Origin of the sequence: uncultured Bacteroides sp., assembly GCF_958445495.1 — a bacterium.
In the GTDB taxonomy this organism is placed as follows: Bacteria; Bacteroidota; Bacteroidia; order Bacteroidales; family Bacteroidaceae; genus Bacteroides.
Map to the genome: position 1 here is coordinate 44,599 of NZ_CAUCSQ010000007.1, position 13,979 is coordinate 58,577.

The 13,979-nt window shown below is 47.6% G+C and carries 8 protein-coding genes and 1 pseudogene; all 9 read left to right on the plus strand.

From position 1 onward, the window contains the following. Nucleotides 1-15: 15 nt before the first annotated feature. The 9 genes and pseudogenes from Q5076_RS03955 (at nucleotide 16) to Q5076_RS17880 (ending at nucleotide 13,967) form a co-directional block, all read left to right on the plus strand. Nucleotides 16-4,215, plus strand: a complete 4,200-nt coding sequence (locus Q5076_RS03955; RefSeq protein WP_303011001.1) for a malectin domain-containing carbohydrate-binding protein — start codon at nucleotides 16-18, stop codon at nucleotides 4,213-4,215. Nucleotides 4,216-4,431: 216 nt separating this feature from the next. Then, nucleotides 4,432-4,968, plus strand: a complete 537-nt coding sequence (locus Q5076_RS03960; protein ID WP_303011002.1) for a helix-turn-helix domain-containing protein — start codon at nucleotides 4,432-4,434, stop codon at nucleotides 4,966-4,968. After that, nucleotides 4,965-5,624 carry an IS3 family transposase gene (locus Q5076_RS03965; protein ID WP_303011091.1) on the plus strand — a complete coding sequence of 220 codons (660 nt, stop codon included), beginning with the start codon at nucleotides 4,965-4,967 and terminating at the stop codon, nucleotides 5,622-5,624. Before Q5076_RS03960 ends, Q5076_RS03965 begins: the two co-directional genes overlap by 4 nt. 319 nt (nucleotides 5,625-5,943) lie before the next feature. Then, nucleotides 5,944-9,162 carry a TonB-dependent receptor gene (locus Q5076_RS03970; protein ID WP_303011005.1) on the plus strand — a complete coding sequence of 1,073 codons (3,219 nt, stop codon included), beginning with the start codon at nucleotides 5,944-5,946 and terminating at the stop codon, nucleotides 9,160-9,162. 13 nt (nucleotides 9,163-9,175) lie between these two features. Beyond that, entirely contained in the window at nucleotides 9,176-11,032 is a 1,857-nt protein-coding gene (locus tag Q5076_RS03975) for a RagB/SusD family nutrient uptake outer membrane protein (RefSeq protein ID WP_303011007.1), read from the plus strand. Between the two features lie 174 nt (nucleotides 11,033-11,206). After that, entirely contained in the window at nucleotides 11,207-12,700 is a 1,494-nt protein-coding gene (locus Q5076_RS03980; protein ID WP_303011093.1) for an arylsulfatase, read from the plus strand. 123 nt (nucleotides 12,701-12,823) lie between these two features. Beyond that, nucleotides 12,824-13,045 (plus strand): annotated as a pseudogene (locus Q5076_RS03985) (IS66 family transposase); the annotation flags it as partial. Nucleotides 13,046-13,420: 375 nt separating this feature from the next. Further along, complete coding sequence (locus Q5076_RS03990; protein ID WP_303011009.1) at nucleotides 13,421-13,801, plus strand: hypothetical protein; 381 nt, start codon at nucleotides 13,421-13,423, stop codon at nucleotides 13,799-13,801. Continuing rightward, nucleotides 13,779-13,967 carry a hypothetical protein gene (locus tag Q5076_RS17880; protein WP_368389372.1) on the plus strand — a complete coding sequence of 63 codons (189 nt, stop codon included), beginning with the start codon at nucleotides 13,779-13,781 and terminating at the stop codon, nucleotides 13,965-13,967. Before Q5076_RS03990 ends, Q5076_RS17880 begins: the two co-directional genes overlap by 23 nt. Nucleotides 13,968-13,979 lie beyond the last annotated feature (12 nt).

A 13,979-nucleotide genomic window follows, 5' to 3' on the forward strand; every position in this document is an offset into this window, starting at 1 on the left:
CGGATTATTCGGATAATGAAAAGAATACTACTGACAATTTCCTGTATGGCGGCCGCCCTGTCCGTTCCTGCCCAACGTGAAGTTCCGCAGGAACGGATGGAACGGATTTATGAGGAAGTGAAAACTCCTTATAAGTACGGGCTCGCCATCGCTCCGGCGGACAACCGGCACAAGATAGACTGTCCCACCGTCTTTCGCTGGGGAGAGAAATGGCTGATGACTTATGTCGTCTACAACGGCAAAGGCGGAACGGACGGCCGCGGATACGAGACTTGGATAGCGGAAAGCGACAACCTGCTTGAGTGGCGCACATTGGGACGTGTCCTTTCTTACCGGGACGGCACATGGGACTGCAACCAGCGCGGAGGGTTTCCCGCATTGCCGGATATGGAGTGGGGCGGGAGTTATGAGCTCCAGACCTACAAAGGCCGCCACTGGATGACTTATATCGGCGGCGAGGGAACCGGTTACGAGGCTGTGAAGGCACCGCTCCATATCGGACTGGCATCGACGAAAGGGGATATCGGCGTTGCCCACGAATGGGAATCTTTGGACAAGCCCATCCTGAGCATCCATGATAAAGACGCCCAATGGTGGGAAAAGCTGACTCAATATAAGAGTACCGTTTACCGGGACAAGGACAAGACGCTGGGAGCTCCGTTCGTGATGTTCTACAATGCCGGCGGCCGCCATCCGGAAACGGGCTTGAAAGGGGAACGTGTCGGCATCGCCCTTTCCGATGATATGAAGGCCTGGCGGCGGTATCCCGGCAATCCGGTCTTCGCACACGAGGCGGACGGTACAATCACGGGAGACGCGCATATCCAGAAGATGGGAGACGTGTACGTGATGTTCTATTTCTCCGCATTCGACCCTTCGCGCAAATACAAGGCGTTCAATACGTTTGCCGCCAGTTATGATTTGGTGAACTGGACGGACTGGAAAGGGGCGGACCTGATAGTCCCTTCCAAGAATTATGACGAACTTTTCGCCCACAAGAGTTATGTGGTGAAACATGACGGAGTGGTCTATCACTTCTATTGTGCGGTAAACAATGCGGAACAACGTGGCATCGCCGTTGCCACCAGCAAACCGATGGGGCGTTCGGCGGTTCGTTTTCCGCTTCTGGAAACCAAGAGCCGCCGGCTCGTCACGGTACTGGACAAAGGCTGGAAAACCTGGATTACAGAAGCTACCCATCTGAAAGGCGGTTCCGGAATGCCTGCCCGGATGGTGGATATTCCCCACAACTGGGATGATTATTACGGATACCGCCAACTGACGCACGGGAACCTGCACGGGACCGCCATGTATGTGAAAGATTTTACCGCGGACATCCAATCCGGGAAACGTTATTTCCTCCGTTTTGAAGGAGTCGGCACGTATGCTTCCGTCCGGGTGAACGGACGTGATTTCGGACGGCATCCCGTCGGGCGCACCACGCTGACCCTGGATGTCACGGACGCGCTGAAACCGGGGACGAACCGCCTGGAAGTGAAGGCGGAACATCCGGAAATGATTGCCGATATGCCGTGGGTATGCGGCGGTTGCTCTTCGGAATGGGGATTCAGCGAAGGTTCCCAGCCGTTGGGCATCTTCCGTCCCGTCGTACTGGAAGTGACGGACGAGGTCCGCATAGAGCCTTTCGGCGTACATATCTGGAATGACGATAAGGCGGCGAACGTATTTGTCGAGACGGAAGTCAGGAACTACGGCAAGACGGCGGAGACGGTAGAGGTTGTCAACAAACTGAGCGACGCCGACGGCAAACAGGTTTTCCGCCTGGTGGAGAAAATCACCCTGGGACCGGGGGAAATGAAGACGGTCCGCCAGCAGTCGCCTGTCAAGAATCCGGTTTTGTGGGATACGGAAAATCCTTATTTGTATAAACTGGCGAGCATGGTCAAGCGTGACGCAAAGACGACGGATGAAATCTCCACCCCGTTCGGCATCCGCACCGTTAGCTGGCCGGTCAAGCGGCAAGACGGCGACCGGCGTTTTTACCTGAACGGGAAACCCGTATTCATCAATGGTGTATGCGAATACGAACATCAGTTCGGGCAGAGCCACGCCTTTAGCGGTGAGCAGGTGGCGGCGAGGGTGAAACAGATACGCGCCGCCGGTTTCAACGCTTTCCGTGATGCCCACCAGCCCCACCATCTCGATTACCAGAAGTATTGGGATAAAGAGGGAGTCTTGTGTTGGACGCAGTTCTCCGCTCATGTGTGGTACGATACGCCGGAGTTCCGCGGGAATTTCAAGGAACTGCTTCGCCGGTGGGTGAAGGAACGCCGCAATTCCCCGTCGGTAGTGATGTGGGGATTGCAGAATGAAAGTACCCTGCCCCGCGAGTTCGCGCAGGAATGCAGTGAAATCATCCGCGAGATGGACCCGACCGCACGCACCATGCGTGTCATTACCACCTGCAACGGCGGGGAGGGGACAGACTGGAACGTGATTCAGAACTGGAGCGGTACGTACGGAGGCGACATCGCCCGGTACGGCGACGAACTTTCCAGCCCCAACCAGTTGTTGAACGGGGAATACGGGGCGTGGAGAAGCATTGATTTGCATACGGAACCGGGAGAGTTCCAAGTGAACGGGGTATGGAGCGAGGACCGCATGTGCCGGTTGATGGAAACCAAAATCCGTTTGGCGGAACAGGCGAAAGACAGTGTTTGCGGGCAGTTCCAGTGGATATACAGCAGCCATGACAATCCCGGACGCCGCCAGCCGGACGAGGCGTACCGCAAGATAGACAAGGTGGGGCCTTTCAATTATAAAGGATTGGTTACTCCGTGGGAAGAGCCGCTGGACGTATATTATATGTATCGCGCCAACTATGTTCCGGCTGCCAAAGACCCGATGGTCTATCTGGTGTCTCATACGTGGAACCGCCGTTTTGAAAAAGGACGTCGCCGCGCCACTGTGGAAGCTTACAGCAATTGCGATTCCGTGTTGCTCTATAATGACATGGGAGACGGGAAAACCACATTTCTCGGACGTAAGAAGAACAATGGAAGGGGCACTCATTTTACATGGGAAAACAGGGATATCCGCTACAATGTGCTCCGTGCCGTGGGATATTACAAAGGTAAACCGATGGCGGAAGATTTGATTGTGCTCGATGGGCTGGAGCAGGCTCCCGGTTTCGAGCTTCTTTACCGGGACGTGAAACCGGTGTTGAAAGGGGAGCCGGGATACAACTACCTGTATCGTCTCAACTGCGGAGGGGATGATTATACGGACAGCTTCGGTCAAGTGTGGCTACAGGATGACACCTGCTATTCCCGTTCATGGGCGGAGGATTTCAAAGGCCTGAACCCGTATCTTGCGAGCCAGCGTACGACGGGCGACCCGATTCGCGGCACTCGCGACTGGAAGCTGTTCCAGTGTTTCCGTTTCGGACGGCATCGGCTGGAGTACCGTTTCCCCGTGGCGGACGGGACTTACCGCATTGAGCTGTATTTCACAGAGCCGTGGCACGGCACGGGAGGAAGTGCTTTTACCGATTGTGAGGGATTGCGCATATTCGATGTCGCCGTGAATGATTCCGTCGTGCTGGACGATTTGGATATCTGGGCTGAAAGCGGACACGACGGTGTATGCAAGAAAGTCGTATATGCTACTGTGAAAGGGGGAGTGCTGAGAGTGCATTTCCCGGAAGTAAAAGCGGGACAAGCCCTGATTTCGGGCATCGCCGTCGCTTCTGCGGACATGGGATTGAAACCGGCGGTGTTCCCTGCCTCCGGCTGGAGCTGGGAAACCGCCGGCAAGGAGCTGGAGGAGAAAACGAAAGCGGAGTCGCTTCCTGAAGACAAGAATGCCCGTAAGAGTGTGTCATACGAAGCGGAAGACGCTGTCCTGAAAGGCAGGTACGAAAAGAAGGAACATCGCAAACAGGTAGGGGTGTTCTTCGGCAAAGGAAAAGAAAACCGCATTGAATGGAACATCTCTACGGGGCTGGCGCAAGTGTACGCGCTCCGTTTCAAATATATCAATGTGACGGGAAAGCCGATGCCTGTGCTGATGAGGTTCATTGACGCCAAAGGGGTTGTCCTGAAAGAGGATGTCCTGACTTTCCCGGACACGCCGGATAAGTGGAAAATGGTAAGTACCACTACCGGGACGTTTATCAACGCCGGGCATTATAAGGTGGTGCTTTCGGCGGAAAATACGGAAGGGTTGGCATTGGATGCGTTGGATGTCCAGTAATTCCTCTTCACCGGACGGGGGAGTGTGTCGAAACTAAGATGAACGCCCGGAACAGTTACAGATTCTAACTGATAAACATAAAAATAGCCGTATCATTACTCAAAATGAAGTGTACCCCAAAAGTTAGACACAAAACTTTTGGGGTGCATTATGTATAGACATCACAATTTTGAAGAACGTTTACATGTAGTAAGTCGGCTCCTTTCTGGCGAACCAATGAAATCAGTCTGCGGAACTCTTTCACTTGACATAGATATGGTTAAGCAATGGTATCTCTGTTATAAGACATATGGAGAAGAAGGATTAAGAGGCACTGGGTCATATCATTATTCAGCAAAAGAAAAGGCAAAGATAGTAAAAGAATATGCAGAAAAAGATATAACTTTACACGACTTATGTCTCCGCTATAATTTGAATCGATCCACAGTCAAGTGTTGGATAAGGAAAGTCCGTGAGGGCTTATCGCTTGAGAACAAGCGACGGGGACGTCCACCCAAAAAACTCACAATGGCAAGACCGATGAAGAAAGAACCACAGACAGAACTTGAAAAGCTTCAGGCGGAGAACCTCCGTCTGAGAGCAGAGAACGCCCTGCTAAAAAAAAGTGAAGGCCTTAGTCGAGAAACAGGAAGCCCGAGCACTGCTCAATGGACAGAAGCCATCGAGGGACTAAGGTCTGTATATCCACTTGACTTATTATTAAAGTTAAGAAAGATGGCCCGTTCAGTGTTTTATTACCTCTTAAACATCTGAATAGTAAAGACAAATATGAGAATGAAAGAAAATCTATCAGATTAATCTTCCATGAGCATAAGGGGCGTTATGGCTATAGGCGTGTGACCGCTGAGATGCGTAACAGGGGTTATGAAATCAATCATAAGACCGTGCAGCGACTTATGAATGAGATGGGATTACAGTGTAAGATCCGCAAGGTCAGATATCGCTCGTATAAGGGTGAAGTCGGAAAGATAGCGCCCAATATCATTGAACGGAACTTTATTGCTACAGCGCCTAACCGTAAATGGGCTACCGATGTGACACAGATAAACGTGGGTGCGGTCAAACTGTATCTATCCCCCATAGTGGATATGTTCAATGGTGAGATTGTCTCATACAATATCTCTACAAGTCCCAATTTGGAGCAAATCTATGACATGCTGGACAAGGCTTTTGCCAAGTATGATTGTCTTGATGGCCTCATACTCCATTCCGATCAAGGCTGGCAGTATCAGCATTATGGCTATCGTAAACGTTTGGAAGAACATCATATAATTCAAAGCATGTCGCGTGAGGGAAACTGTTTGGACAATGCTGTCGCCGAGAATTTCTTTGGAATTATGAAATCTGAATTGCTTTACGCAGAGAAGTTCGAAACACCGGAAGCCTTCATGAAGGCTTTGGAAGAATAGACAGTAGTTATGGTTATATTACAAAAAAATGTATCCAAGGTATTTATTTGCATTTGAACAATGACTTCACTTGCTAAAAAAATGATAACGACTTCAAGTGCACAATATAATGTAAAATATTATATATCAATTGATTATATTTTTACTTGAATTAGAGTAAAAGAAAAAGCAAAAAGAGTAAATATATAAATATTTAATAATATTAATTTTGTGATAATTTTAAATCAAACTTTTACAAAGCTGTTTAAAATCAGATAAGCACATGTATAATTAATGCCTGCTGTATAAACAATATAACCTTAATTAATTATTTTTTATTATGAAAAGAAAAGCATCACTGTTTTCTAAGGAATGGATTTTATGTTGTGCTTTTTGCACATTGACAAGCACCAGTATGTTTGCGGGACTTGTGGATAGTAATGTTCTTCTCGGTGTCGATGCGGTACGGATAGTGGCACAAAATGGTAAGACTGTGCGAGGAGTGGTGAAAGACAATTTAGGTCCCATTGCAGGGGCTAATATCTTAGTGAAGGGAACAAGCAACGGTGTAATAACCGATGTGGATGGTAATTTCGTATTGACCAACGTTCCGGAGAATGCTGTACTACAGATATCTTTTATCGGTTACGTACCCCGCGAGGTTAAGGTTGCTGGCAAGTCATCTTTTGATATCTTTTTGAGTGAAGACTCCAAAGCGTTGGACGAGGTGGTCGTTGTAGGTTATGGTTCTCAAAAGAAGGTGAACCTGACAGGGGCTATCGGTCAAATTGATTCTAAAGTATTGGAGTCGCGTCCCATCACAAGCACCACGAGTGCCTTGCAAGGAACAATCCCCAATTTGCAAATTACAAATACCAGTGGTGAGCCGGGACAGAGTGCATCACTGAATATACGCGGTACCACTTCCATCAATGGCGGTAGCCCGTTGGTACTAGTAGATGGCGTAGAGATGAGTCTCGACTTGGTAAACCCCAACGACATTGCGAATGTCACGGTGTTGAAGGATGCTGCAGCCTCTGCCATCTATGGTGTACGTGCTGCATTCGGCGTGATATTGGTGACGACCAAATCACCCAATAAAGCCGAGAAAGTAACTGTGAGTTATAGCGGAAATTTCTCTTTTGCCAAGCCTTCCATCATGCCGGAGTTCGTCACTAGCCAGTCGCAGTATGCTGAATGGATGAATGAAGCTTGCGTGAACGGTAGTGTGGCAACCAAGTTCAAGACGGAGACAATTGGGAAGATGAAGGCTTACGAAGCTGATCCCCGAAATAACCCCGAGTATGAAGTTATCGACGGTACATTGTATTATTATGGATACTCCGATTTCAAGGAGCTGATGGTGAAGAATGTCACACCAACACAACGCCATAATCTGAACATTTCCGGTGGAAATGAGAAGACCCGTTTCTATACTTCCGTCGGTTATTTGAACCAAGACGGCCTTTATAAAGTGGGTGATGACAATTACAAGCAACTGAACACACGCCTCAATGTAGAAAACCAAACGACTAAATGGTTGAAACTGGGATTCAAGGCGTTGTATAATTACAGTACTAAAGACAAGCCTTTCACTTACGACAGTAAAGATGTATGGAAGCGTGTAGTCTATTCAACTCCTACGGAGTTCATCTCTGCTTGGCAAAAAGATATTCGTTATCCGGAGTTAGACAAATTCGAGGGTTTGTATATGGAAAACAATGCTTATGCGTTGCTAAAGGATGGAGGAAGAAATAAATACGACGAACATGATATATGGCTGACCGCTAGTGCTGACCTTAACTTCCTAAAAGGATGGAACGCGCATGTGGATTTCAATTACAATCTGAATTACCAAAAAGCTTCAGAACATTCTAAGCCCATCAAGTTCTTCGACAGCTCTTTCAACGAAACCTATGGCCGCACAAGTACTAACTACTATAAGATGACTAATTACAATACCAGTTATTACTCGTTCAATGTATATACGGATTATGAAAATACGTTTGCCGAAAAGCATTACCTGAAGGCGATGATTGGGTTCAACCAAGAACTGACTAAGTATTCCACTTTCAGTGGACAGCGTAATGATATCCTGAACGAGAACCTGCCTTCTTTGAGTTTGGGCTCGGGTACGCATACCGTGGCTCAAGATGGTTATGAATGGGCCTTGCGTGGTGCTTTCTTCCGATTGAACTACATTTATAATGACCGTTACTTATTCGAACTGAACGGACGTTACGACGGTACCTCGCGTTTCCCGTCCGATAACCGTTTCGTGTTTCTGCCTTCATTCTCGGGTGCATGGCGCATCAGTGAAGAATCTTTCATGAAAGATACCCGTTCTTGGCTGGATAACTTGAAGTTACGTGCTACATATGGTATTCTGGGTAACCAGATGATTTCATCGAGTGACTGGAGCGGAAACACCAAATACTATCCTTATATTCCTTTCATGAGTAACGGTACTTCCCAATACTGGCTTTTCGGCGATGAATATGCAACAACCATCAATCCCGGTAACTTGGTAAGTTCGGATCTGACTTGGGAAAAGGTGACAACGGTCAATGTCGGATTGGATGCTTCTTTCTTCAAGCAACGCCTCAATATAAGTTACGACTACTACGTGCGTACCACATCAGATATGTTGATTAAAGCTACTTATCCTGACGTGCTGGGAACTACCGCTCCTCCAGCCAATTCGGCAGAGCTGAAGACTCGCGGCTGGGAACTTTCTATCAATTGGAAAGACCGTATAGGAAAAGATTTCGGCTATGAACTGGGGTTTGTGCTCTCTGACTCCCAAGCTGAAATAACCAAGTACAACAACCCAACGGGCGATATCAGTACCTATTATGTAGGGCATAAGATAGGCGAGATGTGGGGATATGAAACAGAAGGATTGTTTCAAAGCGATGAGGAAGCAGCTTCTTGGTATGATCAAAGCGACATTAAAAACGTCACATGGGAGGCCGGTGACATTAAGTTCAAGAACCAGAACGGTGACGAGAAGATTGATGACGGCAATGGAACTTTGGACAACCATGGTGACATGGTAATCATTGGCAATACGACTCCCCGTTACCAATATGGTATTACTGCCAATTTGACTTACAAGGATTTCTATCTGAATCTCTTCATGCAAGGAGTGGGTAAGCGTGACTTCTGGCCCAGTGATGAGTCTTTCTGGCCAGCAGCCACCCAATATTACAATGCACAGAAATGGCATGTAGAGGATTCGTGGACACTGGAGAATCCCAATGCCTATTTCCCCATTGCACGTGCCACCGATTCACGCAACAGAGGAGTGAAGACAGACCGATACTTACAGGACGCATCTTATCTGCGAATGAAAAATGTAACATTCGGGTGGAACCTGCCCAAGCAATGGATTAACAAGCTGTATCTGGCCAATGCTTCCATATATGTCAGCGGCGAGAACCTGTTCGAATTCACCAAAATCAAGGGTCCGTATGACCCTGAAGCTGCCCGTGGAAACGGAACAATGCTCTATCCTTTCATGAGAACTTATTCGTTTGGTATCAATCTAACCTTTTAAACCATAGTGGAAAATGAAAAATTTTAGCTTTATACAAAAATATTCACTGTTGAGTACGATTGTTTTGTCGGTATCAGCCTGTAATGATTCTTTTTTGGATCGTACACCGACCAATGACCTGAATGACGAGGCCTATTGGAATACCTCTTCCGACTTGGAAGCTTATACAAACGGCATTTACAACGAAGCCGCAAGCAACGGCACCTATAAATTCATGGTGGGATTCCATAGCGACGCCTATTCAGTGAAGGTAGTGGGACCTTACAGTATGGAAGCCATGTCGGACAATTTTGCCACCATGGATGCATCTCAGACTTGGGCCAGTGCAGTTGCGGCAGGTATTGAGAACCAGCCGAGTGGCAATCCCAACTATGGCAGTTGGTCTTGGACCTTACTACGCCGTATCAATGTGTTTCTGGCCAATTACGAGCGGGCGACGGGGGTTACGGAGATTGTGAGGAATCGTTATGCCGGCGAGGCACTTTTCTTCCGTGCCTGGTTCTACCTCTACATGGTGCAGACCTACGGAGATGTTCCTCTGATTATCAAACCACTGGAAACCAACTCCGAAGAACTTTATGGAGCACGTACTCCACGTAAAGAGGTAATGCAGCAAGTACTGACCGACATTAATGCCGCCTGTTCCTACCTACCGGAAGAAAACTGGGGCGAGAACCGCTTGACAAAGGCGGCTGCATTAGCTTTAAAAGCCCGTATCAGCTTGTATGAAGGTACTTACCGCAAGTATCACAATTTGGGTGATGAAACCGAGTTCCTAAATGCTTGCGTGAGTGCGTGTGAGGAGCTGATGGGCATGGGATACAGTATTTACAATACCGGAAATCCTCAAAGCGATTATACCGCCTTGTTTACTACGGATGATTTATCTACCAACAGTGAAGTGATATTCTACCGTAAGTATGCCGAGGGCTTGAAGAGGCACCGTATGTGCGGTTATACGGTCAACCTGAGAAATGGCGGGACAAAAGACTTTGTGGATGATTTTCTCTGCATTGACCATGACGGAGTGGCGCGACCGGTGGCATTGAGCTTGGATTACAGCAACGATACGCCTGAACAGGAATTTGCCAACCGAGACCCGCGTCTGGGACAGACCTTCCTGGCACCGGGAAACGATGCCGCAAAGGCTTTATTCATAGATGCCGCTAATGCCAACCGTACTTTTCCACGTATCGGCAATATGGAAGGATGGCCTACATTGACCGGTTACCATGCCATCAAATACTACATTCGTGAACAAGACAAAAAGGGCTTTAATGCCGAGACGCAAGACTATCCTCTATTCCGCTATGCCGAAGTGCTGCTGAACTATGCCGAGGCGAAGGCTGAACTAGGACAGTGCGACCAAGCTATACTCGACAAGACCATCAACCTGCTACGTGACCGTGCCGGTATGCCCCACTTAAATGCCAATCCGGAGATGGACCCCAAATATGCGAATTATGGTATTTCATCTTTGTTGGTTGAGATTCGCCGTGAACGTCGCGTCGAGCTTAGCTTCGAATATCTGCGTTATCAGGATTTGATGCGTTGGGCATGGGGTGAGAAACTGAAAGAGCGGGTACTGGGTATGCGTCTAGAAGATGCCGATTTCAATGATGCCCGTTACGAAGGTGGCATTACGAAAGGTGGTTCGGCAGATGCTGGACAGAACCCCGTGTATGTTTTCAAGGCTTCAGACGGAAAGCAGTACATCGATGCTTATGAGAACACGAATTATGCGACTGCTCGCCGTTCATTCGATCCCAAGAAAGACTACCTTCGCCCCCTTCCGTCTTCTGCTATCAGCAAGAACACGAATCTTGAACAAAATTACGGCTGGACTACAGGACTTGCCGATGACAAGTGATGCTTGCATATACCCTGCCGGGATTTCGCAGGTTCTTCCCTTATGGGATACCCTTCGGACCCGTGCAGGGTTTCGCATATAATAAAATGACAACATTCATCTCCCATAAACTTGAATTGATAAATGAACAGACATTATTTTTGGAGCACTTCGCTACTGGCTGCCACCGGAACAATGGCATCCAATTTACAGACGTTGGCACAGCAACAGCCACACATTATCTTAATCATGTCCGACCAGCATCGTGGCGACGCCATGCATTGCATGGGGAATCCCTCTGTGATAACCCCGAATATGGATGCTCTGGCAGCAGAAGGTACCTTATTTATGAATGCCTATTCCTCGACACCGAGCAGCACACCCGCACGCGCGGGATTGTTGACAGGACTCTCTCCGTGGCATCACGGTATGTTAGGGTATGGCCGGATAGGTAGCGATTATCGTTACGAGATGCCGCAGATGTTACGCGATTTGGGCTACTATACTTTCGGCATCGGAAAGATGCACTGGTTTCCGCAAAAGGCGCTTCATGGTTTTCACGGCACTTTGGTCGATGAAAGCGGTCGGGTGGAGAGTTCAGATTTCATCAGTGATTACCGGCTGTGGTTCCAGATACATGCCCCTGGCCTGAATCCGGATTCCACGGGTATCGGTTGGAATGCACACGGAGCTACCCTCTACAAACTACCGGAGGCGCTGCACCCCACCGCTTGGACCGGTGAAACTGCCTGTGAATTGATTCGTAATTACAAGAAAGGCAATGGGAAGCCCCTATTCTTGAAAGTTTCTTTTGCGCGGCCACACAGTCCTTACGATCCATCTCGGCGTTTGATGGGCTTATACAAGGGCAGGGATGTACCTGCGCCCTACGTAGGTGAATGGTGCAAGGATAAAGATTATGCCACCTATCGAGATGCCGCCAACGCCGATTCGGACGCAGCATTCGGAAATTTCGGTGATGAATATGCCAAAAATTCGCGTCGCCATTATTATGCCAACATAACTTTTGTGGACGAAGAAATTGGCAAGGTGATACAAACACTGAAAGAACAAGGCATGTACGACAATGCACTGATTTGTTATATTTCGGATCATGGTGACATGCTGGGTGACCATTATCATTGGCGCAAGACGTATCCTTATGAAGGTTCAGTACATGTGCCATGTATAGTGAAGTGGCCTGCCGGCTACGCTTTCGAGAAGGGGAGCAAGCGGCAGGAACCGGTGGAGTTGCGCGACCTGTTGCCCACATTCATTGATATGGCTGGCGGTACGGTTCCCAATGATATGGACGGACAGTCTTTGGCAGATTTGATGAAAGATGGTGTCGCGAATTGGCGCAAATACATCGATCTGGAACATGCCACCTGCTACAGCGCAGACAATTATTGGTGTGCATTGACAGACGGAAAGATAAAGTATATCTGGCGTTTCCATACAGGCGAGGAAGAACTGTTCGATTTGACAAAAGATCCTCATGAGTTACGCAATGTAGCGGATGAAAAGAAATATCGTTCACAACTCCTTACCATGCGTGAGGTTATGGTAAAACATTTATCTGAGCGGGGTGAAGAATTCGTGAAGGACGGTCAACTTCAGGTTTTGAAGCGCACGGTGCTTTACAGTCCCTTCTTCCCAGACAACCTCCCCATAGATACGGGTATTTGAGGCCTATAGTCTTTCATTTATGCCAATGAAATCGACATGCTAAGTGTGGCAGTGTTTGGGAGGTACTGGAAAATAGTAATATGAGCACAACCTATTGGACGCTTTTGTCGTTCACAACATAAGCGTCCGCACGCTATAGGGCGAATGCAAAAACTATTTATTTTGTGGTAATCATGACGCTGCAGAAGACGCTGTGGTACTCTACTCGTTCTTCGGTTGCTGTAAATCTGCCGGTGTAGACTTCCGTACATGGCTGTTCTACTTTCTCATATCCATGATTATGACTACTCAACAGACTTGGCGGAACTACTACCGGATAATCTGAAAGCTTCCAATAGGTTTTAAATGCCAACCTTTCAAATGCAATGTTGTCCTTACTTGGAGGACTTAAATCACCCATCAACGCATTTTTTACCTATTTGAGCGACTTAAATGGACAGAGTGCTACATCTTCATTTAGACTGCTTCGGGGAGTTTACCGAATACTTACTTTACAACAGCTTTTGGTAGTTTTTCCAATGGCAGGCATCCAAGCTATGGGCTTTCCTTCAAACTGGAAAGACGAACCTTTGTGGCTTGGTTCCAAGGAGATTTAATCAGTTCTCCTGTCTCTTTTCAGAGTATGATATTTAGGTATGATTCCTTACCGGATGTTATAATCTAGGTAGTTACGGCATATACCCCGGCCTGCAGATTGTCTTTTCGTCCTATCTTTGGGGTATGAAAACATTTTATATGATTCTCCTTTTGTCATGTTGTGCGTTTCATGTCGGTGCGCAGTTCCATGATATTTTAAATGACAGGTTTACGTACATGGTGAATAGTGTATCGGATAGTGCGGAAACAGAAAACGGTAACAAAAAAGCTACTCCCTCGGTAAACCCGGATAGGCAGCTTGAGAAAATACGTGCCTTATGGATAGACAGGTATCTGAGCGTATTCTATCCGTTGGATAAGATGGTGGTCAACTCACCTTTTGGTATTCGCAAAGAACCGTTTACGGGAAAGAAGCGGCAGCATAACGGTGTGGACTTGCAGGCTAAAAATGAACGGGTATATGCCATGATGGCGGGTGAAGGTGGTAAAGGTTTCTACAAGTAAGAGTGCCGGAAAATACGTCACCATCTACCACGGAGGATACATGATTAGTTATTGCCATTTATCTAAGGTACTAGTAAAAGAAAGAATGAAAGTCATGCCCGGCGAAATCGGGGGTCTATATTTCAACCTAAAAGTAATATATCTACAAGTTTTTGACACCGTGTAATGTTCCGTATTA